This is a genomic window from Paraburkholderia aromaticivorans, from assembly GCF_012689525.1.
Taxonomy (GTDB): domain Bacteria; phylum Pseudomonadota; class Gammaproteobacteria; order Burkholderiales; family Burkholderiaceae; genus Paraburkholderia; species Paraburkholderia aromaticivorans_A.
Window position 1 is genome coordinate 3,795,526 of the sequence record NZ_CP051516.1, and the last position, 25,494, is coordinate 3,821,019.

The following is a 25,494-nucleotide window of genomic DNA, read 5'->3' on the forward strand; positions in this document are numbered from 1 at the left end:
GCCGAGCTATACCTTAGCGCGCGGAGAACGTAATGGTATTGCAAAGTGCGTCACGGCATTGTCTGAACCTGACATGACATTCGCTCATCGCGACGGCGTATCAGCGAACCATGTTTCGACTCGTCCGTAGAGATCGAGAAAGCGCGCATAGCGTTCGGCAAGCGCCGCGTCGCCTTGCGGACCCGCAACACGCGTCGCGCCCGGCGCGAGCGCGGCGAGATCGCGCGCGTGCCAGTGCCCGCTCGCGAGGCCGCCGAGAATCGCCGCGCCACGCGGCGCGGCGTTCGGACAATCGACCGCGTGCAGCTCGACATTCAGCGCATCGGCGAGCAACTGGCGCCAGCGGGCGTCGACGGAACCGCCGCCCGCCAGCTTCAACGCCGTCACCGTCGCGCCGCTCGCGCGAATCGCGTCGAGTCCGGCGCGCAGCGAGAACGCGACGCCTTCGAACGCGGCGCGCATCATCGTGCCGCGTGTGTGATCGAGCGCGAGGCCGAGCCAGCCGCCGCGCGCCATCGGGTTGAGCCAGGGCGTGCGTTCGCCTGTGAGGTACGGCAAGAACGTGAGACCGGATGCCGCCGCTGTGTTCGCGCTGGATGCGCTGGATGCGTTGGTCGCGTTGAATGCGCTGATTGCGCTAGTCGCATTGGCCACATTGGTCGTATTGGTCGCGTTGGTCGCGTCACCGAACGCATCACGATACGCATCGGCCCATTCATACGACAGCCACCCGCGCGTGCGTTCGAGCGCGATGCCGACGTTCTGCATCGCCGCCATCCGATACCAGTGATCGCTCGCCGCGCGATAACGATGCAAGCCCTTGACCGCCGCGGGCGCGTGCTCGGCCAGCACGACGATCTGTCCGCCGGTGCCGGTGGTCAGCAATGCGTCGCCGTCGTGCGCCAGTCCGCTGCCGAGCGCGGCGCAAGGCGTATCGGCAGCGCCGGTCGCGAGCACGATGCCGGCGCGCAAACCCAGCGCCTGCGCCGCCTTCTCCGACAACACGCCACCCGCCGCATAGGATGGCGCCAGCGGCGCGAACCACTCGCGCGGAATCTCGAGCCGATCGAGCAACGCCGCGTCCCACACGCCGGCCGGATCGGCGAGCGCGGTCGCGCAGGCGTCGGAGGGATCGGTCGCCACCGCGCCGCCCAACGCGACGCGCAGCCAGTCTTTCGGTTGCAGCGCCCAGCGCGTGCGGCTCGCGGACTGCGGTTCGTGCAACACGATCCAGCGCAGCAGCGGACCCGCCATGCCCGGCGCAACCGGATTCGGTTGCGGCTCAGGCCACGCATCGAGCAACGCCAGCGCGCGCGTGTCGGGCCACAGCATGGCGGGCCGCACGGCCTCGCCGGCTGCGTCGATCAGCACGACACCGTGCATCTGTCCGGAAAATCCGATGGCCCGCACATCGCGGCGCAATTCGTCGGGCAAACGCGCGGCGGCTTCGCATAGCGCGCGCCACCAAGTTTGCACCGATGTCTCCGCCCAACCCGCCTGCGGCGTTTCGATGGGATAAGCGACGCTCGCCACCGCCTGCTCGCGACCGTTTTCGTCGACGATTGCGATTTTGAGGGAACCGGTGCCGAGGTCGATGCCGAGAAAACTCATGGGCGATAGAGCGTCAAATTGAGGATGGATATGAGCACGCGAAAGCTGCCCGAAAAGCGTATTTTTCCGCACCGGCGCAGCGCTTGAGAATCGCGCCCAAACGCACGCCGAAAATCGCGAATCGCGGGTTAACCCACCCGCGCCGCGAGCCACCTCAAAACAGGACTATGCGGTGAGCGAGATACACCTCATTGATTCTCACACATATCGCGTCAATCTGGACTCGCGCGACGCACAGCCTCACATCGCCACTGCAAGGGGCTGACCGCCGATGGACCAGGTCCGCGCATTTCTTTTGGCTTTCAAACGGCCCCTACGCATATCGTCACCGGGAATGCCGGAATAGGCCCCAGTGGTCTTGTTGTGCTTTTTAGTCCCCGATACCTTGGAGCCATCCCAAAAACTCAGATGGTGGAGACAGACGATATGCAATCGAACACGGTTCACCCGTGCGACGAACGACTGCCCGCAGGCCAGTTGCTCACGCTCGGCATTCAGCACGTTCTGGTGATGTATGCCGGTGCCGTCGCGGTACCGCTGATCATTGGCGCGGCGCTCAAGTTGCCGAAAGACCAGATCGCGTTCCTGATCAGCGCCGATCTGTTTTCCTGCGGCATCGCCACGCTGATTCAGACGCTCGGTCTGTGGATTTTCGGCATCCGTCTGCCGGTCATCATGGGCTGCACGTTCGCGGCCGTCGGTCCGATGGTCGCGATCGGCACCAATCCCTCACTCGGCATTCTCGACATCTTCGGCTCGACTATCGCGGCCGGTGTCGTCGGGATTCTGCTCGCGCCCGCAGTCGGCAAATTGCTGCGGTTCTTCCCGCCGGTCGTGATCGGCGTGGTGATCTCGGTGATCGGTTTGTCGCTGATGGAAGTCGGCATCAACTGGGCGGCCGGTGGCGTGGGCAATCCTGATTACGGCAATCCGATCTATCTCGGCCTCTCGCTGACCGTGTTGATGCTGATTCTGCTGATCAACAAGTTCGCCAAGGGCTTCCTCGCCAATATCTCGGTGCTGCTCGGCATTGTCGCCGGCTTCGTGATCGCGTTGGCGATCGGCCGCGTCAACATGGAAGGTGTCACGCACGCGCCGTGGGTCGGCTTCGTCATGCCGTTCCACTTCGGCCTGCCGCACTTCGATCCGCTGTCGATCGCGACGATGGTCACCGTGATGTTCGTCACCTTCATCGAATCGACCGGCATGTTCCTCGCGGTCGGCGACATGGTGGATCGTCCGGTCGATCAGAAGACGCTGGTGCGCGGTCTGCGCGTCGACGGCCTCGGCACATTGATCGGCGGCATCTTCAACTCGTTTCCGCATACCTCGTTCTCGCAGAACGTCGGCCTGATCGGCGTGACCGGCGTGAAGAGCCGCTTTGTCTGCGCGATGGGCGGCGTGATTCTGGTGCTGCTGGGCCTGTTCCCGAAGATGGCGCAAGTGGTCGCGTCCGTGCCGGCTTTCGTGCTCGGCGGCGCGGGCATCGTGATGTTCGGCATGGTCGCGGCGAACGGCATCAAGGTGCTGTCGAAGGTCGACTTCGTGAAGAACCACCACAACCTGTTCATCGTCGCGGTCAGTATCGGCCTGGGTCTCGTGCCGGTGGTGTCGCCGCACTTCTTCTCGAAGCTGCCGCCGGCTCTCTCGCCGCTGTTGCATAGCGGGATTCTGCTGGCTTCGGTGTCGGCGGTCGTGCTGAATCTGATCTTCAACGGCGTGAAGAGCGAGAAGAAGGCAAGGTGCGAAATTCGCAGCGCCGGGCATGATTTCGACGGACGCGGCGGCGACGAACCGCGCGGCGACGACATGTTGCGCGCAGTTGACGTGCACTGAGCAGCACACAACCACGCGCCGCGCGAGCGAGATATCGCGTGAGCGCTGCGGATAAAAAAAACGCCACGGCATGCCGTGGCGTTTTTTTATGGCGGGCTGCGTAGGGCGGCTTTTCTGAAACTGAAACCTGCTCTACGCACCTGAAGCTACATCAAGTCTTAACCCACCGTGGCCGCCGAAGCCGCCACCGGCGCGCTCGCCGCGCCATAGTCAACCGGTGCATCGGCCGGACGCGGCTGCTCGCCGTTGTGTTCGATCCAGCCGCCGCCGAGTACCTGATACAACGTCACCAGGTTCTGCAGACGTTCCATGCGCGCGGTGACCAGCAACTGCTGCGACGAATACAGATCGGTCTGCGCGGTCAGCACCGTCAGATAGCTGTCGACACCGTTCGTATAACGCAGGTTCGACAGATCCAGCCGGCGCTGTTCGGCGAAGGTGTTGCGCTCCAGCGCCTGGATCTGCTGATCGTACGTGCCACGCGCCGCCAAGGCGTCTGCCACATCGCGGAAGGCCGACTGGATCGCTTTTTCATACGTGGCGATCTGGACTTTCTTCTGGATGTTGGCGAGATCGAGGTTGGCGAGATTCTCGCCGCCCTCGAAGATCGGCAGCGTGATCGACGGCGCGAAGCTCCACGCCGCCGAACCCGGCTTGAACAGACCGCCGAGCGACGGGCTCAGCGTACCGAAGCTGCCGGTCAGCGAAACCTTCGGGAAGAACGCCGCGCGCGCCGCGCCGATGTTCGCGTTGGCGGCCAGCAGATTCTCTTCGGCCTCCATGATGTCCGGACGACGCGTCAGCAGATCGGAAGGCAGACCCGCCGGAATATCCGTGAGGAGATTCTGGTTGTCCAACGTCATGCCCGGCGGCAGATCGTCCGGCAACGGCTCGCCGATCAGCAGCACGAGCGCGTTATCCGCTTGTGCGCGCAGACGCAGCTGCTGCTGCAGGTTAGCCAAAGCTTGCTCGACCACGGTTTGCGACTGACGCAGATCCAGTTCCGAACCGGTGCCGTTGTCGAACTGCAGCTTGGCGATCCGATACGATTCCTGCGAGGTCTTCAGCGTGTTCTGCGTGACCTTCAACAGATCGTCGAGTTCGAGCACGGTCATGTACTGGGTCGCCACCTGCGAGACCAGCGAGATTTCCGCTGCCTTGCGCGCCTGAGTCGTAGCCAGGTATTGCGCCAACGCCTGATCCTTCAGGCTCTGAATCCGCCCGAAGAAGTCGATTTCCCACGAAGCGTTCAGGCCGACCGAATACGTGTTGGTAATCGTCTGCCCCGCGACCGACAGATCCTTCGGCGTACGCTGCTTGCTTTGCGAAGCCGCGGCGTCGAGCGTCGGCAGCAGCCCAGCGCGAACGATCCGGTACTGCGCCGCCGACGCCTGCATGTTCAGCACCGACACGCGCAGATCGCGGTTGTTCTTCAGCGCGATCTCGATCAACCGCTGCATGCGCGGATCGATGAAGAAATCGCGCCAGCCGATATCGACCGCCGCCTGGTCATTGGCGCTACGCGCAGCATTCGTCGCGCCGGGCTGTTGCTTGCCCGCCTGGGTCGCGTCAGTCTGGCTCGCGCCCGGCTGGGTCGCGCCCGGCTGCGTGTCGTACACGCCACCGGTCGGGAAGGTGCTCGTCGTGGGCGGAGCCGGACGCTCGTACTTCGGCGCCATCGTGCACCCTGCGGCGAACAGCGCGACCGCCACTGCAATCAGAGAGTGTTTTTGCATCTCAATGTCCGTCCTTGCCCGAGCCTTCATCCGCCGACCCGCCAGTTGAACCGCCGCCTTGCGGATCATGCGGATGGTGCTGGTTGTAGTGTGCGAGCGCCTCATCCGGGTCTTCCTTCTCACCGCCGAATTTCGCGCGGATCACGACGAAGAACATTGGGATCATGAAAATGGCGAGGAAGGTCGCCGTCAACATCCCGCCGATCACGCCGGTACCGATCGCGTGCTGGCTAGCCGAACCCGCGCCGTTACTGATCGCGAGCGGCATCACGCCGAGAATGAACGCGAGCGAGGTCATCAGAATCGGACGCAACCGCAGACGCGCTGCTTCCAGCGCAGCCTCGATCGGCCCCATGCCCTCACCCTGCTGCAGCTCGCGGGCGAATTCCACGATCAGAATCGCGTTCTTCGCCGACAGACCCACCGTGGTCAGCAGACCCACCTGGAAGAACACGTCGTTCTCGAGTCCGCGCAGCGTAGCGGCCAGCAGTGCGCCGATCACGCCGAGCGGCACCACCATGATCACCGAGAACGGGATCGACCAGCTTTCATACAGCGCCGCGAGACACAGGAACACGACGAGGATCGAGATGCCGTACAGAATCGGCGCCTGCGAACCGGACTGGCGTTCCTGCAGCGACAGACCCGTCCACTCGTAGCCGACACCCGCCGGCAGCTTCGTCACGAGCGCTTCCATGGCCGTCATGGCCTGACCGGTCGACTTGCCCGGTGCCGCCGCGCCCTGGATTTCCACCGCGGAAATACCGTTGTAGCGTTCCAGCTTCGGCGAACCGTAGGTCCACGTGCCGCTGGCGAACGACGAGAACGGCACCATGCCACCCGCGGTATTGCGCACGTACCACGCGTTCAGGTCTTCCGGCTTCATACGGAACGGAGCATCGCCTTGCAGATACACCTTCTTGATCCGGCCGTCGGTATCGAGGAAGTTGTTCACGTACTGCGACGCCCACGCGATCGAGAACGTCTGGTCGATCGCGGACAGCGACACGCCGAGCGCCGAAGCCTTCTCGTGGTCGATATCCACCTTGAACTGCGGCGTGTCGTTCAAGCCGTTCGGACGCACCTGAGCCAGCGTCGGATCTTTCGCCGCCATGCCCAGCAACATGTTGCGTGCTTCCATCAGCTTTTCGTGACCGACGCCCGCGCGATCCTGCAATTCGAAGTCGAAGCCCGCGGCCGTGCCGAGTTCAGGAATCGACGGCGGATTCACCGGATACACCAGCGCGTTCTTGTAGCTGCCGAAGTGCATGAAGAGACGGCCCACCAACGCCTGCACCTTCTGATCCGAGTGCTGACGTTGCGAGTAATCCTTCATCCGCACGAACACGAGGCCCGCGTTCTGGCCGCGACCGGCGAAGCTGAAGCCGTTCACGGTGAAGGTCGATTCGACGATGCTCTTCTCGGTGTTGAGCAGATAGTCGGACACGTCCTTCAACGCGCGCGCCGTGGTTTCCTGCGTCGAGCCCGACGGCGTTTGCACCAGCACGAACATCGTGCCCTGGTCTTCGTCAGGCAGGAACGACTTCGGCAACTTCACGAACAGCAGGCCGACCGCGAAGATCACCACCATATAGATGATCAGCCAACGGCCCGAGCGCTTGATCACGTGGTGCACGCCCGAGTGATACTTGTCGCGGCTCTTGTTGAAGGTGCGGTTGAACCAGCCGAAGAAACCGGTGGTTCTTTCCTGATGCCCCTTCTCGATCGGCTTGAGAATCGTCGCGCACAATGCCGGCGTCAGAATCAACGCGACCAGCACGGACAGCACCATGGCCGCCACGATCGTCAGCGAGAACTGCCGGTAAATCGCGCCGACCGAACCGCCCGAGAACGCCACCGGCACGAACACCGCCGACAGCACGAGCGCGACGCCGACCAGCGCGCCGGTAATCTGATCCATGGCCTTGCGGGTTGCATCGCGAGGCGATAAGCCCTCCTCCTGCATCACCCGCTCGACGTTTTCCACCACCACGATCGCATCGTCCACCAGCAAGCCGATGGCCAGCACCAGCCCGAACATGGACAGCGTGTTGATCGAGAAGCCCACCAGGCCCATGACCGCGAACGTGCCCAGCAGCACCACCGGCACGGCGATCGTCGGGATCAGCGTGGCGCGCAGGTTCTGCAGGAACAGGTACATGACCAGGAACACCAGCACGATACCTTCGAGCAGCGTCTTGACCACTTCTTCGATCGACAGCCGCACGAACGGCGTGGTGTCGTACGGGTACTGCACCACCAGACCGTGCGGGAAGTACTTCGACAGTTCGGCGACCTTCGCGCGCACCGCCTTGGCGGTAGCGAGCGCATTCGCGCCGGTAGCGAGCTGAATACCAAAGCCGGCCGTCGGCTGACCGTTGTACTTGGTGTCGAAGTTGTAGTTTTCGCCACCCAGTTCGATGCGGCCCACGTCCTTGATACGGACCCGCGAACCGTCCGGGTTCACCTTGAGGAGCACGTCGCCAAACTGTTCAGGCGTATTGAGCAGCGTGGCTTCCGTGATGGTGGCCTGCAACACCTGGCCCGGCACCGACGGCGTGCCGCCGAGCGAACCGCCCGCGACCTGCACGTTCTGCGCTTGCAACGCGGTTTCGACGTCTACCGGCGTGAGGCCGAAGTTGGTCAGCTTGTTCGCGTCCAGCCAGATCCGCATGGCGTACTGCGAGCCGAACAGCGTTACCGTGCCCACGCCGTCGATACGGCTGACCGGATCCTGAATGTTCGACGCGACGTAGTTCGCCAGGTCGTACTTGTTCATGCTGCCGTCTTCGGACACGAACGCCATGACCAGCAGGAAGCTGCTGCTCGACTTCGTGACCTTGGTGCCCAACTGCTGCACGGCTTGCGGCAGGAGCGGCGTGGCCAGCTGCAGCTTGTTCTGCACCTGCACCTGCGCGATGTCAGGATTGGTGCCGGCCGCGAACGTCAGCGTAATTGTGGCCGTACCCGAGTCGTCCGAGGTGGACGACAGATACAGCAAGTGGTCGAGACCACTCATCTGCTGCTCGATCACCTGCGTGACGGTGTTTTCCACCGTCTTCGCCGATGCGCCCGGGTACGTTGCGCTGATCTGCACGGCCGGCGGCGCGATGGTCGGGTACTGCGCGATCGGCAACGTGAAGACCGACGCGATACCCGCGAGCATCAGAATAATGGCGATCACCCATGCAAAAATCGGGCGATCAATGAAGAACTTTGCCATGAGGCGGGCTCCCTGTTATTGCGCGCCCGATGCGGCGGAGGCAGGTTGTGCCGTCTGCGCAGCACCGCTGGCGGCCGGCGCGCCCTGAGCAGCTGCGCCGGAAGCGGGTGTGGCGGGAAGTTGCGCGGCAACGGTCTTGACCTGCATGCCGGGTTTCGCCTTGTCGGTGCCCTGCACGACCACACGGTCGCCCGGATTCAAGCCGCTTTCGACCACCCAGTTCGAACCGTACGTGCCCGAAGTGACCAACTGACGCAACACGACCTTGTTGTCGTTACCGACGACCAGCGCGGTCGGCTGACCCTTCTGGTCGTGCGTGACGCCGACTTGCGGCACGAGGAGCGCGCTCTCGTTGACGCCCTCTTCGATGCGCGCGCGCACGAACATGCCCGGCAGCAGCACCTTGTCCGCGTTCTTGAAGATCGCGCGCACGGTGACCGAACCGGTGCCCTGGTCGACCGTCACGTCGGTGAACTGCAGCTTGCCCTTCTCCGAATAGGTGCGGCCGTCTTCGAGAATCAGCGACACCTTGGCGGCGTCCGGACCCGTCGTCTTCAGACGCCCTTCCTGCATGTCGCGGCGCAGCTTCAGTCCGTCGAGGCTCGATTGCGTCAGGTCCACATAGACCGGATCCAGTGTCTGCACGGTGGCCATCAACGTGGCGGCGCTTGCCTGCACGTAGGCGCCCGGCGTGACCTGCGAGATGCCGACCTGGCCGGTCACCGGCGAAACCACATCCGTGTAACCCAGGTTGATCTGCGCCGTGTCGACCGCCGCCTTGCCCGCGGCGACGTCAGCCGCGCCTTGGCCTTCCGAAGCCACCGCGTTGTCGTAGTCCTGCTTGCTGACCGCGTTGGCGGCAACCAGCACCTTGTAGCGATTGGCCTGCGCCGTGGTCGAGACGAGGTTGGCCTGCGCCTTCGCCAGCGTCGCCTTGGCGTTATTCAGCGTGGCGATGTACGGCGCCGGATCGATCTTGTACAGACGTTGACCCGCTTTGACCTGGCCGCCTTCCGTGAATTCGCGGCGCAACACGATGCCGTCGACCCGCGCGCGCACTTGCGCGACGAGGAAGGCACTGGTGCGGCCGGGCAATTCGGTGACGACGGGCACGGCCGTCGGCTGAACGGTGACGACGCCAACTTCCGGCGTTTGTTGCGGCGGGGCAGATTGTTTTGGTCCGCACGCTGCCAGCAATACGGCAGCCGTCGCGGCACTAATTAAGCGGAATGGAACCCGTTCGACGCGCATGGAGCGACCTCTGTCAAAGACTGAGAATGAAAAAGTGCGCGCATCCCTACCCCGGGGACGACAGCGCACACATGCGTCTTGCGACGCTTGACCGGACACCCGCGGACGCAAACCGAACCTGCAGGGCATCCTGATGCGAAATGCGCCATACCGGGGAAATGCCGCACGGCGCCGCCCGTCTGGGCACGGCGCGAAGAGCGTTTTGAAAGGCAACAGTGACGGATATTAACGTTTCGTCACGGCTTGGGCTATCCGATCGTGGGATGCTATTATATATACATTCACGAATGCATGTAAAAGTGCATTTACATCTCTTGCTGGCGGGGGGCTTGCAAGATTGCTTCGCAATTCGCTCAACCGTAGACGGATTGTCATCGGGCGTACTTAAAAACGCTCGGGAAAACCCCACAATCAAGGCAGGTCATTACAATATGGTCAGAAGAACCAAAGAAGAAGCGCTGGAGACGCGCAACAGTATTCTCGACGCAGCCGAACGGGTTTTCTTCGAGAAAGGCGTATCGCGCACGTCGCTTGCCGACATCGCGCAGGCCGCCGGCGTCACACGGGGTGCCATCTACTGGCACTTCGCGCATAAAAGCGATCTGTTCACTGAAATGTTCGACCGCGTGCTTTTGCCGCTGGACGAACTCAAAGCCGCCTCGCAAGATCCCAACGAGCCCGATCCGCTTGGGCGTCTGATGGAAATCTGCACAGTCTGTCTGCGCGACACCGCCAACGATCCGCGTCGCCGGCGCGTGTTCGACATCCTGTTTCTGAAATGCGAGCTGGTCGAGGAAATGGGTCCGGTGATGGTCCGCTATCAGACCAACATGCGCGAAGGGCTCAAAAAAATCGAAGGCGGTCTGCGCAACGCCCTCTCCAAAGGGCAACTGCCCGCGGATCTGGATACAAAGCTGGCGGCGGCGATGGTGCATGCGTTTGTCAGCGGTTCGCTGCGCGACATGCTGTTTCTGCCCGACGCCACGGATTTCGGCGCCCATGCCGCGCAGATGGTCGAAGGCATGTTCGACGCGCTGAAGCTGAGCCCGGCGTTGCGCAACGGACGTACACAGCGGAGCGGCGGCGGTTAGTCGATTGCTTCACGAAAGCGGTTGACGCAAAAAGGCGGACGGGTGAGCAACCCGCCTCCTTTGTTTCATGCGCAGCGGCGTGATGCCGCATTCTCCACTTTGTTCTATCCGCCGAGCCGTAGCACCGCCTTCTTATATAGCAGCGCTCGGCGCGGCCACCGTCCGCGATCTCTTTACGCCGCGGCCCGCGTGGCCCTTGCCTTCTGGTTGGACGCATAGATATTGTCCCGCTCCAACGGCGCCCCACTCTGCACTGCCGAGATCCACTCGTCCGTGCTCGCCACCGCCGCGAAGCGCGACTGCAGTACCACGCTGAACACCCGGTGGATGTCCTGCGCGCTGGCGAAACCCGCACTGTTCTCATACGGCACCGAACCCGTCGCGTCGTGCAGAAATTCGACGCTGAGCCCCAAGTGAACCGCGTGGTTGATGGTCGATGCATCGCAGTTGTGGGTCATGTAGCCGGTGACCGTCAGCGTGTCGATCTGACGCGCGGCGAGCCAGTCGGCGAGATCGGTGCCGGTGAAAGCGCTTGGCAGCGACTTTTCCACGTAATGATCGCGAGCCCGCTCGCCCACCACCGGATGCAGCTCCGCCCCGCTGCTGCCACGCGCGAACAACGGCGAACTGGCCGGCGCGAAGTTCTGCACGACCACCACCGGCACGCCGGCGGCACGCGCCGCATCCATCGAGCGGCCGATGTTGGCGAGCGAGCTTTGCACGTTCGGGTATTCGATCGGCAGATCGCCGGTCACGTATTCGTTCTGCACGTCGATGACGATCAGCGCACGGCGCGGTGTGGTCATGGCAAGACTCCTCGGTCGGGTAAAGGGGGCCGCGCGGGCGGGTCCGGTTTGGACTCGAAACGAGCAGCGGCGATGACTGCATTGTTCCCCGACGGCCAACTTCACGACAGCGACCCGAATGACAAGATTCGCTAGAATCGGGCCATCGTCGGAATTCATGAGGTGACTGATGGCCACGCCCGCTTCCGCTTCCTCTGTCGCGACACGCGGCGAACCGCCCCGCCATGTCGTCGCGGTGGTCGCGTTCGACCGCATCAGTCCGTTCCATCTTTCAGTGCCGTGCGTGGTGTTCGGCGAAGACCGCAGCGGCGGCGGCGTGCCGGAGTTCGACTTCCGCGTCTGTGCCGCCGAAACGGGCGCGCTGACCACCACCGCCGGCTTTTCGATCGCCGTCACGCATGGACTCGAAGCGCTCGCCGATGCCGACACGATCATCGTGCCGAGTTGGCGCGACCCGGCCGAAACGCCGCCCGCCGCGCTGCTCGACGCGCTGCGCGCCGCCCATGCGCGCGGCGCGCAACTGGTCGGGCTCTGTCTGGGCGCGTTCGTTCTGGCGGCCGCCGGCATCCTCGACGACCGTCCGGCCTCGACGCACTGGGCGTGGGCCGACGACTTCGCGCGCCGCTACCCGCGCGTGCGCCTCGACCCCAACGTCCTCTACGTCGACGACGGCAACGTACTGACCTCGGCCGGCACCGCCGCCGGCCTCGACTGCTGTCTGCATGTGATGCGCAAGCTGTGCGGCGCTGAAGTGGCAAATCACGTGGCGCGCCGGCTGGTGGTGCCGCCGCATCGGCAAGGCGGCCAGGCGCAATACGTTCAGCAGCCGATGCCGCCGAATGTGCGCGGCGACCGGCTGTCGGGATTGCTCGATTGGGTGAGCGGCAATCTGACATTGCCGCATACGCTCGACACGCTGGCCGGGCGCGCGCTGATGAGCCGCCGCACGTTCACGCGACGCTTCCGGCTCGCCACCGGCACGACCGTCGGCGCGTGGCTGCTGGCGCAGCGACTGGCTCGCGCGCAGCAATTGCTGGAGAGTACCGACGAGTCGGTGGAAGCGATCGCGGGAATCGCGGGCTTCGGCTCGACCGCTTCGCTACGGCAACATTTCGCAGAGGCATTCCGCACGTCGCCATCGGCATGGCGAAGGGAGTTTCGCGGCGTGTGAGTGTGAATGCGCGAGCGCGGCGCTACTCAGCTAACGACGTTTCGTAGCAGGCCACCGGAATTTCGTAGTCGCATCGGCGCGACAGCGGCGCTAGCCGCCGCCCGCGCCACAGCTACGACTGAAACCACCAGAATCAGTGCTCGCTGACCCAGCGCGCGACATACAACAGCAGCGCGACCAGAAAGATCATCGCGGCCCAGGCCCAGTTCGGGACCGCGTGCGGACTAGGCTCGTGATGCGGAACCCCATGCGATACCCCATGCGCGGCTCCGTGCGACGCGCTGGCCGCGCGCCCAGGCAGCGCATTGCCGTGATCCGACCGCACCCGCCGCGCCATGCCGCCGAGCGTGATCGGTCGCAGAAACACATGCTGCCGACGCACCGCTGAACCCCGCGCGCGATTCGGACCTTGCCCATGCTTGGCGCGCACGACGGCGTCGAACTCGGTGAAAAAGTCGTCCGCCAGTTGATGCAGCGCGTTTTCGAGTTGCCGCGTCGGCAATTCCGCGAGCGGGCCGGACGAAGTCGCCCAGATCGTGTAATCGATCCGCGTGCCGCGCTCCCTGTCGGCACCGTGCGCGCTTTCGTCCGCGCGCAAGCGTACTTCGATCTGTCCACGCAAGGCGCCGATGCCTTCGGCCCGGGCTTTGAAATTGATGGTGCGGCGCTGCGCGTCCGCCGGTCCGGAATCCTGGCCGGCCACGTGGGCACGCGCCTGATAACGCGCGCGTAGCGGACCAAGCGGCACGGTCATGATCAGCTCGTATTCGCCGTGCGCAAGGCGGGTGAACGACTCGCAGTTGTCGAGGCTGGCGCGCAGTAGCGCGAGATCTTGCAACGCCTCCCAAACGTCGGACGGCGCAAGCGGAATCCGTAACGCGTCGTTCAGTTCCATGGCAGCCTCCCCGATGAACGCGCGACAGCGGGATCAGGACGTCTGATCGATGCGGTCGACGCGCGATGCGTAAAACGCGAGATACCCTTTGATCTTCATCGCCGACTCGAGCGGCGTTTCGTAACTCCACACGGCGTTCTCGATCAGGCCGTCTTCCGTGCGCAAATGGAAGTACGACGCGTCGCCTTTGAACGGACAGTGCGTGCTGTGCGTCGAGCGTTCGAGCCGGGCCATGTTCACGTCCGAACGCGGGAAATAGAACACGTCCGGCAGACCGGTTTCCGACAATGTCAGCCCCGCCTGCGTATCGGCCATGGTTACGCCGCCGTGGATCATGCGCACCCGGTGACTGTTGCCGGTGATGACGATGGTGTGCCCGCCCGTGCTCGCGCCAGGGCTCCCGTGAGGTGTCAAGGCATCGCTCATGTCTCGGCTCCGTAATGGTGTGCGGACGTGCAAACAGTAAAGCCACGGGGGGTGCCCGTGGCTTCATTATCGACCAAAGTCCGGCCGATTGCGCGGCCTTCCTGCACGGAGTGCGGCGCTAACCACACCGCCGCCCAGAACGGCGCCGCGCTTATTGCGTGTTCCAGTAGAACGCAGCCCTGGCGGTGCCCTTGGCCGGGATCGTCACCGGTTTGGACTGGTCGCGATCCTTGTATTGCGCATGCACCGTGTAGCGGCCCGGGCGCAATTTGACAAGCATGTACGGCCCGCGCGACGTAGTGCTTAGCACCTCGCCGTTGTGCGCGTCGACCACGCGCACGTGAACGTCGGCGAGAAAGTCGGAACCCGGGCCCGTGAAGCGCAGCGACAGTGGCCACTGGCTTTGCGCCTGCTGCAATGCCTTCGATTCGTCGAGACCGACGCCGCCCGACACGAACGAGACATCGCCTTGCTGCTGGATTTGCGGCAGGCCGCCGCCATTGGCGTTGCCCGCGCTGGATTCATCGGTGGTCGTGCCGCCGGTCGTATCGCTTGCCTGCTGTGCGTATGCGCCACCCGCCAGACCGAGCGTGAGCGCTGCGGCAACCGCGGCGGCTACGATCCTTCGCTGATTGCGTTGGGTTTTCATCGGTTCGCTCCTTGTTGAGGTCTTATCCCTGCTTCTCCGGTTTCCCGCGATGGGCCCGGATCAAGGCAGATGCAACCTGCGTGCCAAGCCGCCCGCCGCGTCATTGGAAAACCGCTGCGCGCCACGCCGGCTGGCGTACAACGCCCTTCTTCGGTGCGAGGATCCAAATAAAAATTGCCGGTCCGCTGGCAGTATCTGCAACGGACCGGCAAGCATTACTTCAATTCGCGGTGAGATCAGCCGCAGCGTCGGTCAAACTTCCAACCGGTCGAGCGACCGGGCCGTCCCGACCGCGCGACTCATCAGCCGAGATCGACCGGCACGAAGATCTGCGCGTTGTCGCGCTGGATCAGCAACGCGATGCTGTTGCCGGCACCGGCGATCATCTGCTTCAGCTGATCGACGCTCGAAATGGGCCGGCCGTTGACCGCGAGAATCACGTCGCCCGGCTGGATGCCGGCGCTTTCCGCCGCGCCGCCCGATTGCTGCACCAGCAGACCGTGCGAGACCGACGCGCCGCTCTTCTCTTCCGGCGTCAGCGGCCGCACCGCCACGCCGAGCCGGCCTTGCAACTGGGTCGGCTGATCGGCCTTGTCCGAGGCGACCTTCGCATCCGACAACGAGCCGATGGTCACCTTCAGGTCCTTGGTGGTCTTGTCGCGCCAGACCTGCACGGTCGCCGAGCTGCCCGGCGCGAGCCCCGCGACCTGCGCCGGCAGATCGGACGAGTCGCTGACCGGTTCGCCATTCACCGACAGGATCACGTCGCCCGGCTGCAAACCGCCCTTGGCCGCCGGGCCGCCCGGATCGACCGAGCTGACCAGCGCGCCTTGCGGCTTCTGCATGCCGAACGAGTTAGCGAGCGTCTGGTTCATGCCCTGCACCGCTACGCCGAGACGGCCGCGGCTCACGTGGCCGGTCTTGACGATGTCGTCCTTGACCTTGATCGCCTCATTGATCGGGATGGCGAACGAAAGGCCCTGGAAGCCGCCCGTCTGCGAATAGATCATCGAGTTGATACCGATCACTTCGCCTTGCAGATTGAAGAGCGGGCCACCCGAATTGCCCGGGTTCACCGGCACGTCGGTCTGAATGAACGGCGTGTAGTTTTCATTAGGGAGCGAGCGCGACTTCGCGCTGATGATGCCCGAGGTCACCGTGTTGTCGAAACCGTAAGGCGAGCCAATCGCGACGACCCACTGGCCGACCTTGCTCTGGCGCGGATCGCCGATCTTCACGGTCGGCAGATTGCTCGCGTCGATCTTCAATACGGCGACGTCGGACTGCTTGTCGGCGCCCACTACCTTCGCGCGGAATTCGCGCTTGTCGGTCAGCTTCACGGTGACGACGTTGGCGCCGTCTACCACGTGCGCATTGGTCAGGATGTAGCCGTCATTGCTGACGATGAAGCCCGAGCCCAAGCTCGCGCTCGGCTGATCGGCCGCATCGCCGCCGTCGCCGCCTTGCATGCCCGGCATGCCGCCGAAGAAGTGCTTGTAGAACTGGTAGAACGGATCGCTCGGATCGATCGGCAACTGATTGCCGTTGCCGCCGCCGTTGCCATTGCCGGGGTTGCCGCGCAGCGCCGTCTGCTTGACGACGTGCTTCGCGCTAATGTTCACCACGGCCGGGCCGTAGGTTTCGACGAGGCCCGAGAAGTCGGGAATGCCGGTTTTGGCGGCGGCTTCAGCGGGCATCATCGCGGCTTGCGCCGGCGAGATCACCTGCGGCGCGGGCACGTCGCGATGCCCCGCCACATAGCCGGCGGAAAGCGCTACGGCGACAGCTATTGCAACAGCGCTGCGGGACAAGGTTTTCGCGTTCATCGTGTACTCCTGACTGGGAGAAAGAGACTTTGGATGTCTCGAAGCGTACGTGGCATCGCTTAAAAGAGTCTTAAGCAGCGCCAGATCGCTTCTATCCGGTTTTCGAGGCTGTTTAAGCCTCGTTTAAGCCTCTTTACGAACAGAAAGCCTTGCTTTCAGAAACGCACGCTGACTTGCAAGCCGCCCGCCGGCGACTCGTCGAGCGATACGGCAGCATGATGCTGCACGGCGATGCGACGCACGATCGCCAGACCCAGACCGCTGCCCGCCACATCGGTACGGACGCGATTCGCGCCGGCGCCCGCGCGATAGAAACGATCGAACACGCGATCGCGTTCGGCCGGTTCGATACCCGGTCCGCTGTCCGCGATCCGCACGACCGGGTGCCCCTCCACGACATGCAGGCCGACGTCTACACGCCCGCCGCGTGGCGTGTATTTGGTTGCGTTATCCACGAGATTGTTGAACATCACACGCAGCGCGTCGGCGTTGCCGATCACGGTGGCGGGTTCCGTCGCCTCGATGCCGAGATCGACGCCGCGGTTCAGTGCAAGCGGCGCGTAAGTCACCACGCACTCCTGCAGCAGCGCGCGCAGATCGATCGCGTCGGTCGCGGCGAGGCCGTCCGGTTCGGAACGCGCGAGCGCCAACAGTTGCTCGGCAAGACGCGTGGCACGCGTCACGCCGGCTTGCAGATCGGCGAGCGCCTCGCTGCGGCCGCTGTCGTCCTTCGCGCGCGCCACCAGTTGCGCCTGAATCTGCACGGCGGCGAGCGGCGTGCGCAATTCGTGCGCGGCGTCGGCGACAAATGCTTTCTGAATATCGAGCGCGGTGGCGAGCCGTTCGAGCAGACCGTTCAGCGCGCGCACGAGCGGCTGCACTTCGAGCGGCAGACGCTGATCCGGCAACGGATCGAGCGCTTCGGGATGGCGCGCGTCGAGCGCGCTGGTCACGCGCCGCAACGGCCTGAGTCCGCGTCCGACGATCACCCACACCGCGAGCCCGAGCAACGGCAGCAGCACGATCAGCGGCCACAGCGTACGCAGCGCGACGTTCGCGGCGAGGCGGTTGCGCACGGAAACCGGCTGCGCCAGCTGCACCACGTTGTCGCCGACGATCGCGCCATACACGCGCCAATCGCCGCGCTCCGTGTGCTCGGTCGAAAAGCCGAGTTCGGCGCGCGGTGCGAGCGGCGCACGCGGACGCGAGTAGTACATCAGCACGCCGTTGCGGTTCCAGATCTGCAGCACGATGCCTTCGTCGCCGGTGTCGCGCGAAGCGAGCACTTGCGAGAACGGTTCCGACGGCAGCGCCGCGGCGATCTGCTCCAACTGGTAATCGAAGAGTTCGTTGGCTTCGGCAAGCGCTTGCCGGTAGATCAGCCAACCCGCGATGCCGACGCCGAGCAGCACCAGCGCCAGCAGCCAGACCAGCAATTGACGGCGAATCGAACGCATCGGCTCAGGCGTCCTTCGCGATCATGTAGCCCAGGCCGCGCACGTTGCGGATCAGGTCCGCGCCGAGTTTCTTGCGCAGCGCGTGAATGTAGACCTCGACGGTGTTGCTGCCGATCTCCTCGCCCCAGCCGTACATTTTTTCCTCGAGCTGGCTCTTCGAGAGCACGGCGCCGGGACGCGCGAGCAGCGCCTCGAGCAGCGCGAATTCACGCGCCGACAACGCGACCGGCGCGCTGTCGAGCGTGACCTGATGCGACGCGGGATCGAGCGTCAGGTTGCCATGGCGGATGGTCGAATCGCTGCGCCCGGACTGACGCCGGATCAGCGCGCGCATGCGGGCGCCGAGTTCGTCGAGATCAAAAGGTTTGACGAGGTAATCGTCGGCGCCGGCGTCGAGGCCTTTGACGCGATCCGCCACGGCGTCGCGCGCGGTGACGATCAGCACCGGCAGCGCGTGGCCGCGTGAGCGCAGCGTGCGCAACACGTCGAGACCGTCGCGTTTGGGCAGGCCCAGGTCGAGCAGCACGAGATCGTAAGGCTGGCTGCCCGCCGCGCTGAGCGCCGCTTCGCCATCTTCCACCCAGTCGACCGCGAAGCCTTCGCCGCGCAGCGCCTTGCGCACGCCTTCGGCAATCATCCGGTCGTCTTCGACTAGCAAGATGCGCATGGTTATCCGTTCCGAATCGTTCGATGATGCCGCATTCTAGCGCCCGCCTCCCGGCATGCGCGCCGCATGGCGCAATTTCCACCGCAGCCTGGCGGCATGTCTCTACAATGGGCGCTTTGCTTCGCGCGGCGGCGTTTCCATCCGCGCGCCAACGCGATCCATCGGCGCCGCCTGGATTGCCGCGTGCCCCACGCCCTGACATTTTGCTTTTTCGCCCGTCCATGACGCACGCTTTTCTGTTTTCTGTCGCACGCCGTTTTCATCATGTCCGCCACGCGGCGCTGCGTCCGCGATTTGATTCTGCGGCTTCTGCTGCTTCTGCTGCTTCTGCTGCTTCTGCTGCTTCTGTTGCTTCAACCACTTCCATTGCTTCGAACGCTGCCACCGCTTTGACCACCGCTATCGTTTCCACCGCTCGCCTGCCGCGCCGGTTCGCGCCGCGCGCAACGGCCTGGCTGCTCGCCTGCGCCGCGCTCAGCTGCGGCGCATCGCTGCCGCTCGCCGCGCAGGCTCGCGTCAAGGCCACGCGTCCGAGCGTCAACGTCACCACGGTCTTGCCGCAACCGGTGATGCTCGACTTGCAGCGCGCGCACGTGCCCTTGTCGTCGATCAGCGTGGTCGTGGAGAAAGTCGGCGACCGCACGCCGATCCTCGCACTGAACGCCGGCAAGCCGATGATGCCCGCCTCGACGATGAAACTCGTCACTACCTACTCGGGCCTGTCGATACTCGGCCCCGACTACCGCTGGCGCACCAGCGCCTACGCGGACGGCAGCATCGACGCCAATGGCGTGCTGCACGGCAATCTCTACATTCAGGGCACGGGCGATCCGAAGCTCGTGCCGGAAGAACTGATCGACCTCGTGCAGAAGATCCACAAGGCGGGCATCAACGGCATCGACGGCGCGCTGGTGCTCGACAAGCGCTACTTCGATCCGTCCACGCGCGACCTGCCGCCGTTCGACGACGACGCCACCGCGCCATACAACGTCGGTCCCGATCCGCTCCTGTACGCGTTCAAATCGCTGTCGTTCACGCTGACGCCGTCGCCCGACGGCAGCGTTGCGATCGACGTGCTGCCCGCGCTCGCGCAACTGCAGATCGACAACCAGATGCACGCGGTGAACGGCCCGTGCCGCGGCGACGCGGCCTCGGTGTCGCCCACTGTCACGCCGCAGCCGAACGGCACCGTCGTAGCCTCGTTCAGCGGCGACTATTCGATGCGCTGCGGCCCGCGCACGATCAACGTTGCGGTACTCGATCACTCGGCGTTTTTCGCGGGCGGTTTTCTCGCGCTGTGGCAGCAAACCGGCGGCACGTTCAGTGGCGCGACGCGCGAAGGCGCGGTGCCGGTCGGCGCCAAACTGATCGCGACGCATCAGGGGCCGATGCTGTCCGACATCGTTCGCGACATCAACAAATTCAGCAACAACACGATGGCGCGCAACCTGTTCCTGACGATCGGCGCAACCGAGGAAAAGGGGCCCGCGACGCCCGCCAAATCGGCGCGCGCCATCGAGGCGTTTCTGCGCCGCGACAGTATCGACATGGAATATCTGACGCTCGACAACGGCTCGGGCCTGTCGCGCGACGAGCACGTCACCGCGCTCTCGCTCGCCGATCTGCTGCAGCGGGCCAACGCGAGTCCGGTCGCGCAGGTGTTCGTGGAGTCGCTGCCGATCGCGGGCGTCGACGGCACCATGCGCAACCGCTTGACCAACCAGGGCGCGGGCGGCAATGCGCACATCAAGACCGGCACGTTGCGCGACGTTCGGGCAATCGCGGGCTATGTCGCCTCGGCGGACGGTAACAGTTACGTGGTCGTCAGCCTGATCAACGATCCGCATTCGGAAGCCGCGCGCGCCGCGCACGATGCGCTACTCGAATGGGTGTATCAAGGTCCGTCGCAGGGCTTCACCAAGGTGTCCGATCCGGTCGTCGAACCGCGCAGCATCAAGCCCAGGAAAAACCCGCACAAGCGTGGCGCTCACTGAGTGTTCCTTCTAGCGAAGCCGCGCGCGGCAACGTGCTCAAGCGTGTACGCTGTCGGGCAGTGTTTGAGGCGCGCGTAACACGCTAGACGTGGCGCCGGGGCCGTGCACCGGTTACGGATCCCGCTCGAACAAAAACGACAACACCCGCTGCGCGCAGCGCGGCGGCCAGGGACCACGGAGGAAGACACGATGCAATTCGATGCCGAATTGCTGCTGCTCGCCATGGCGCCGGTCTTTCTCGGATGCATCGGCTGGGAGGCGTGGCACCTGCGGCGCACGCAGCCGGGCGCGCAACTCTATAGCTGGCGCGACACGCTCTGCAACGCCGCGCTTGCGCTGATGCAGCAAGCCGCCGACAAGCTCGCGTGGCTCGCCATCATTCCGGTCTACGCGTTCTTCTACGATCACTATCGCCTCTACACGTGGCAGGCGAGCTGGGTCTCGTTCGTCGTGCTGTTCATCGCGCAGGATCTGCTCTACTACGTGTTCCATCGTTGCAGTCATCGCGTGCGCTGGCTGTGGGCCGCGCATGTCGTGCATCACTCGTCGGAGCGCATGAATTTTTCGACCGCGTTCCGCCAGAGCCTGATGTATCCGATCGCGGGCATGTGGCTGTTCTGGACGCCGCTTGCCGTGCTCGGTTTTCCGCCGAAGCAGATCGTCGCGATCGTGCTGATCAATCTCGGCTTTCAGTTTTTCGTGCATACGCAGGCCATCGGCAAACTCGGCTGGCTCGAATACGTGTTCAACACGCCGTCGATTCATCGCGTGCATCACGCGCGCAACGACCGCTATATCGATCGCAACTATGCCGGCGTGCTGGTGATCTGGGATCGCCTGTTCGGCAGCTACGTCGAGGAAGATTCGCGCGATGCGCCGGTGTATGGCATCGTCGAACCGCTTCACACGTACAACCCGCTGAAGGCGACGTTTCACGAATGGGCGTCGATGGCCGTCGACTTCGCGAGCGTGCGCGGCTGGCGCAACAAACTGCGGGCGCTGTTTGCGCCGCCCGCATGGGCTGCGGATTATCACGCGCGGCGCGCCGCCGGTTCATCGGTATCGCGCGTGGATTCAGATGCAAATTCAGGCGAGGCAACGCGCGTGAAGCAAGACCATACGGCCGCGTTTCAAACACCACGCAGGCCGTAGAAGATTCTGTAAGCTGTCGTCACGCCGCCTAAGCGGTGGGCGCTGCCTGCAACACATGGCATAAGGGCCACACATACGAGGAGATGTCGTCAACATGAAGCAAACAGCATCGCGGAAACAACATTGGCTGCGTGTCACGCAGATCGCCATGGCCAGCACGGCATTCGCTCTGCTCGCGGCTTGCGGCGGGGGCAGCGACAATAACAACAACGCGAGCAGCACGCCTGCAGGCGGAGTCAAATTGCAGGTCGTGTCGTTCGGCGACAGCTTGTCGGACGTCGGCACGTACTCGCCGGTGATTCAGGGGAGCTTCGGCGGCGGCCGCTTCACGACGAACCCGGGTGAAGTGTGGACCCAGAAGGTCGCGGAATATTACGGTGGCACGTTGACGCCGGCATACCTCGGCGGCTTCGGTCAGCCGCTGGTCGCAGCGGGCGGCTTCGGCTATGCGCAGGGCGGCTCGGACGTCGTCAACGCCCAAGGCCAAGGCTGGGCGCCCAACAGCATGGCCGCGACGACCGTGCCGGTTGTGACGCAGGTGGCCAACTACCTGGGCGCGCATACGAGCTTCAATGCGAATCAACTCGTGCTGGTCGCCGGCGGCGCGAACGACATCTTGCAGTTCGCGGGGACCACCGCCAATCTGACGGCACTCGGCGCCGCGCTACAGACGCAATACCCGCTGCTCGTGCAAGCCGGCACACTGCCGAACTCGCAAGCGGGCCAAGTGGCGTTCATCGTCGGCTACCTGCAGAAGTTGCCCAATCCGCAGATCGCCCAGGCCGCTACGCAGCTCGCCGCGCAAGTGCAGACCATGGTCAACTCGGGCGCGACTCACGTGGTGGTGTCGACCGTGCCGGACATCGGCAGTGCGCCGCTCGGCGTTGCAGCCAATGCGAGCACGCCGGGCTCGGCTGCATTGCTGTCCGGGCTTGCCGCGGCGTTTAACTATCTGTTGACCCAGAACCTGACGGCGCTCGGCCTGGTGGGCACGGGCAAGGTTATCGTGGTCGATGCGTTCAGCTGGTTGGATCAGCAATTGCCGAACTACCAGGCGCTGGGATTCACGGTGTCCAACACCGGCACAGCGTGTAACCTGACGTCGATGCAGAACAACGCAACCGCGTACGCCACCGCCAATCCGAGCGCAACGAACGGGCTGACGCCGGCTCAGTACGGCGCCAGTTTCGGCTCGTCGCTGTTCTGCTCGCCGCAGACTTATACGGTGGCTGGCGCTGACCAGACCTACATGTTCGCGGACTCGGTTCATCCGAGCACGCACTTGCACGCTTTGTTCGCGCAATACGTGCAGCAGCAGATCGCGGCAACGGGGTTGGGCAAGTAATCCGGCAACACGGCGCAAGCAAAACGGCGGATCGATGCGATCCGCCGTTTTGCTTTGCCGTAATGGATGAGAAGCCCGGCGGCTGATTCAGCCGGGCGCTGCAAAATTATCCCTGCGCTTCGAACGCAGCGGCCGCCCGCCCTAACCGATCATTAACAGCGATCCACTCGATCGTATCCGGCAGCTTCTCGATCAATATCCGCGTTACATTCGCGCGATCCAGCGCCCGCAGCAAGCCATACAGTTCACGCGCGTAGACATGCGGATCTTCAGGCGCGGCGATGAAATGCACGCCCTCGGCGTCGGCCCAATGTCCGGCTCGCGACGCACGCGCCACCAGCGCCACGCGCTCATCCGCTTGCCGCGCGGCAAGCAAAGGCTCCAGCGCGGCGAAGGGCAACAGCGCCAACGGCGTGCGCGGCGCATAGTGCGCCTTTAACGTGCCGGAAGCCCGCGGTGCGGTCGCGTCCGAGCCGTCCGGCAAACGCGGCGCCTCGCCGAGCACGTCGGCGATGTCTTGCGGTGTCACACGCCCCGGCCTCAACAACGCCGGAAAGCCGCGCGACAAATCCAGAATGGTCGATTCGATACCGACATCCGACGCGCCGCCGTCCAGCACATGAATCGCGTCGCCGAACTCGTCGCGTACATGTTGCGCCGTGGTCGGGCTCACATGTCCGAACCGGTTCGCCGACGGCGCCGCGACACCGCCATGCCCGCCACGCAAAGCGCTAAATGCCTGAAGCAACGCTTGCGCGACCGGATGCGACGGGCAGCGCAATCCCACCGAATCCTGACCGCCGCTCACCGCCGCCGGAATGCGCGCGGCGCGCTTCAGGATCAGCGTGAGAGGCCCCGGCCAGAACGCGTCGATCAACCGCTGCGCCTCCGCGGGCAAATGCTCGACCCAGTAGTTCGGATCGCCTTGCGGCGCGAGATGCACGATCACCGGATGACTCGCCGGCCTGCCCTTCGCCGCGTAAATGCGAGCGACCGCGTCGGGACTCTCGGCGTCGCCGCCGAGACCGTACACCGTCTCCGTGGGAAACGCGACCAGGCCGCCCGCGTCGAGCAGCGCCGCCGCGTGTTCAATCTGCGCGGCGCTCACAGGCAATGCACCTTCGGCGGGCTTCTGTTGATCCGGCATGGTGCTCGTGTCAGCTCGTGATGATGTGCAGAAGCCGCGCGCAATCGCGTCCGGCCGTGCGTGCTTCTTCGAGCGTGGCCGCCGTGAAGTTCACGTGGCCCATCTTGCGGCCGCAACGTGCCTCTTCCTTGCCGTACAGATGCAGACGCGCTGCCGGCATGGCGGCGACTTCGTGCCACGGCGGCGTGACGGCCGCGCGCTTCGGGCCGTCCGGGAACCACACGTCGCCGAGAATGTTCAGCATGACGGCCGGCGAATGCTGACGCGTGTCGCCCAGGGGCATGCCGGTCATGGCGCGCACCTGTTGTTCGAACTGGCTGGTCGCGCAGGCATCGACGGTGTAGTGGCCGGAATTGTGCGGGCGCGGCGCCATTTCATTGGCCACCAGCGAACCGTCTTCGAGAATGAAGAACTCGACGCACAGCACGCCCACATAACCGAGCTTGTCGGCGATTTGCAGCGCCGCCTGTTGCGCCTGCTGGACGAGCGTGGGGCTCGCATCCGGCGCCGGGACGATGGTGTGCGACAGCACGCCGTCGCGATGCGTGTTCTGCGCAAGCGGATAGACCACCGACGCGCCGCTCGCCGCCCGCGCGATCAGCGCGGACACTTCGAATTTCAACGGCAAACGCTTTTCCAGCACGCACGGCACGCCGGCGAGCGAAGCATGCGCCTCGCGCACTTCCTCGGCGTTGCGCACGCGAATCTGGCCTTTGCCGTCGTAGCCCATGCGGGCCGTCTTAAGAATGCCGGGCAGCACGGCTTCGAGCTTCGCGTCGTCGAGCTCGGCCAGCGCATCCGACGATTCGATCACCACGTGCGGCGCGACCGTCACGCCCGACGACGCGATGAAGCGCTTCTCGGCAATACGGTCCTGGGCCACGGCGACGCAGCGCCCAGCCGGACTCACAAACGTAGTCCGCGCGAGGAAGTCGAGGCTCGCAGCCGGCACGTTCTCGAATTCGGTCGACACCGCCGCGCACAGCCGCGCGAGTTCGGTCAGCGACGCTTCGTCGTCGTAAGCCGCGCGCAAATGGCGATCGGCGACGGCGCCCGCCGGACTGTTTTCGTCCGGATCGAGCACGGCGACGCGGTAGCCCATGGCCTGAGCGGCAAAACAGAACATGCGGCCGAGCTGGCCGCCACCGACCATGCCAAGCCATGCGCCGGGCAGAATCGGTGAAACCGGTGTGTTGTCTGGGTTCATCTTA

The 25,494-nt window shown here is 64.5% G+C and carries 20 protein-coding genes; 6 read left to right on the forward strand and 14 right to left on the reverse strand.

Features of this window, described 5'->3' with window-relative positions; all coding sequences use genetic code 11:
- Window positions 1–84: 84 nt before the first annotated feature.
- A complete protein-coding gene (locus HF916_RS45295) occupies window positions 85–1,611 on the reverse strand; it encodes a xylulokinase (RefSeq protein ID WP_168795100.1) in 1,527 nt (508 codons plus the stop codon).
- Window positions 1,612–2,037: 426 nt separating this feature from the next.
- Here HF916_RS45295 and HF916_RS45300 point away from each other — a divergent pair, with 426 nt between their 5' ends.
- Window positions 2,038–3,447, forward strand: a complete 1,410-nt coding sequence (locus HF916_RS45300) for a nucleobase:cation symporter-2 family protein (RefSeq protein ID WP_168795101.1) — start codon at window positions 2,038–2,040, stop codon at window positions 3,445–3,447.
- A gap of 158 nt (window positions 3,448–3,605) precedes the next feature.
- Here HF916_RS45300 and HF916_RS45305 read toward each other — a convergent pair whose 3' ends face one another.
- The 3 genes from HF916_RS45305 to HF916_RS45315 are packed head-to-tail and all read right to left on the reverse strand — an operon-like array spanning window position 3,606 to window position 9,657.
- Complete coding sequence (locus HF916_RS45305) at window positions 3,606–5,183, reverse strand: efflux transporter outer membrane subunit (RefSeq protein ID WP_168795102.1); 1,578 nt, start codon at window positions 5,181–5,183, stop codon at window positions 3,606–3,608.
- Between the two features lies 1 nt (window position 5,184).
- The gene (locus tag HF916_RS45310; RefSeq protein WP_168795103.1) at window positions 5,185–8,406 is read right to left on the reverse strand and encodes an efflux RND transporter permease subunit; all 3,222 of its coding nucleotides are present in this window, start codon (window positions 8,404–8,406) and stop codon (window positions 5,185–5,187) included.
- A 15-nt stretch (window positions 8,407–8,421) separates the two neighbouring features.
- A complete protein-coding gene (locus HF916_RS45315) occupies window positions 8,422–9,657 on the reverse strand; it encodes an efflux RND transporter periplasmic adaptor subunit (RefSeq protein WP_168795104.1) in 1,236 nt (411 codons plus the stop codon).
- Window positions 9,658–10,088: 431 nt separating this feature from the next.
- Here HF916_RS45315 and HF916_RS45320 point away from each other — a divergent pair, with 431 nt between their 5' ends.
- Entirely contained in the window at window positions 10,089–10,748 is a 660-nt protein-coding gene (locus HF916_RS45320; protein WP_168795860.1) for a TetR family transcriptional regulator, read from the forward strand.
- 173 nt (window positions 10,749–10,921) lie between these two features.
- Here the strand turns inward: HF916_RS45320 and HF916_RS45325 are convergent, their stop codons facing one another.
- The gene (locus HF916_RS45325; protein ID WP_168795105.1) at window positions 10,922–11,554 is read right to left on the reverse strand and encodes a cysteine hydrolase family protein; all 633 of its coding nucleotides are present in this window, start codon (window positions 11,552–11,554) and stop codon (window positions 10,922–10,924) included.
- Between the two features lie 169 nt (window positions 11,555–11,723).
- Between HF916_RS45325 and HF916_RS45330 the strand changes: the two genes are divergently transcribed.
- A complete protein-coding gene (locus tag HF916_RS45330) occupies window positions 11,724–12,725 on the forward strand; it encodes a helix-turn-helix domain-containing protein (protein ID WP_168795106.1) in 1,002 nt (333 codons plus the stop codon).
- 133 nt (window positions 12,726–12,858) lie between these two features.
- On the opposite strand, the gene HF916_RS45335 is transcribed toward HF916_RS45330, so the two are convergent.
- The 7 genes from HF916_RS45335 to HF916_RS51275 form a co-directional block, all read right to left on the reverse strand.
- Window positions 12,859–13,620, reverse strand: a complete 762-nt coding sequence (locus tag HF916_RS45335; RefSeq protein WP_168795107.1) for a CoxG family protein — start codon at window positions 13,618–13,620, stop codon at window positions 12,859–12,861.
- A gap of 33 nt (window positions 13,621–13,653) precedes the next feature.
- A complete protein-coding gene (locus HF916_RS45340; RefSeq protein ID WP_168795108.1) occupies window positions 13,654–14,046 on the reverse strand; it encodes a DUF427 domain-containing protein in 393 nt (130 codons plus the stop codon).
- 151 nt (window positions 14,047–14,197) lie between these two features.
- Entirely contained in the window at window positions 14,198–14,695 is a 498-nt protein-coding gene (locus HF916_RS45345; RefSeq protein ID WP_168795109.1) for a carboxypeptidase-like regulatory domain-containing protein, read from the reverse strand.
- A gap of 302 nt (window positions 14,696–14,997) precedes the next feature.
- Complete coding sequence (locus HF916_RS45350; RefSeq protein WP_168795110.1) at window positions 14,998–16,521, reverse strand: DegQ family serine endoprotease; 1,524 nt, start codon at window positions 16,519–16,521, stop codon at window positions 14,998–15,000.
- A gap of 155 nt (window positions 16,522–16,676) precedes the next feature.
- Complete coding sequence (locus HF916_RS45355; RefSeq protein WP_168795111.1) at window positions 16,677–17,978, reverse strand: ATP-binding protein; 1,302 nt, start codon at window positions 17,976–17,978, stop codon at window positions 16,677–16,679.
- A gap of 4 nt (window positions 17,979–17,982) precedes the next feature.
- Window positions 17,983–18,645: a response regulator gene (locus HF916_RS45360; protein WP_168795112.1), complete on the reverse strand. Its 663-nt coding sequence runs from the start codon at window positions 18,643–18,645 to the stop codon at window positions 17,983–17,985.
- 102 nt (window positions 18,646–18,747) lie between these two features.
- Window positions 18,748–19,002 carry a hypothetical protein gene (locus tag HF916_RS51275; RefSeq protein ID WP_240975727.1) on the reverse strand — a complete coding sequence of 85 codons (255 nt, stop codon included), beginning with the start codon at window positions 19,000–19,002 and terminating at the stop codon, window positions 18,748–18,750.
- On the opposite strand from HF916_RS51275, the gene dacB reads away from it, so the two are divergent.
- The 3 genes from dacB (at window position 18,927) to HF916_RS45375 (ending at window position 23,136) form a co-directional block, all read left to right on the forward strand.
- The gene (gene dacB, locus HF916_RS45365) at window positions 18,927–20,639 is read left to right on the forward strand and encodes a D-alanyl-D-alanine carboxypeptidase/D-alanyl-D-alanine endopeptidase (protein WP_431311472.1); all 1,713 of its coding nucleotides are present in this window, start codon (window positions 18,927–18,929) and stop codon (window positions 20,637–20,639) included. The genes HF916_RS51275 and dacB overlap by 76 nt on opposite strands.
- Before the next feature lie 189 nt (window positions 20,640–20,828).
- Window positions 20,829–21,791, forward strand: coding sequence for a sterol desaturase family protein (locus tag HF916_RS45370; protein ID WP_168795114.1), 963 nt, complete (start codon window positions 20,829–20,831; stop codon window positions 21,789–21,791).
- 94 nt (window positions 21,792–21,885) lie between these two features.
- Window positions 21,886–23,136, forward strand: coding sequence for an SGNH/GDSL hydrolase family protein (locus HF916_RS45375; RefSeq protein WP_168795115.1), 1,251 nt, complete (start codon window positions 21,886–21,888; stop codon window positions 23,134–23,136).
- A 106-nt stretch (window positions 23,137–23,242) separates the two neighbouring features.
- Here HF916_RS45375 and HF916_RS45380 read toward each other — a convergent pair whose 3' ends face one another.
- Both HF916_RS45380 and HF916_RS45385 read right to left on the reverse strand, forming a co-directional pair.
- The gene (locus tag HF916_RS45380) at window positions 23,243–24,283 is read right to left on the reverse strand and encodes an L-threonylcarbamoyladenylate synthase (RefSeq protein WP_168795116.1); all 1,041 of its coding nucleotides are present in this window, start codon (window positions 24,281–24,283) and stop codon (window positions 23,243–23,245) included.
- A 10-nt stretch (window positions 24,284–24,293) separates the two neighbouring features.
- The gene (locus HF916_RS45385) at window positions 24,294–25,490 is read right to left on the reverse strand and encodes a 5-(carboxyamino)imidazole ribonucleotide synthase (RefSeq protein ID WP_168795117.1); all 1,197 of its coding nucleotides are present in this window, start codon (window positions 25,488–25,490) and stop codon (window positions 24,294–24,296) included.
- Window positions 25,491–25,494 lie beyond the last annotated feature (4 nt).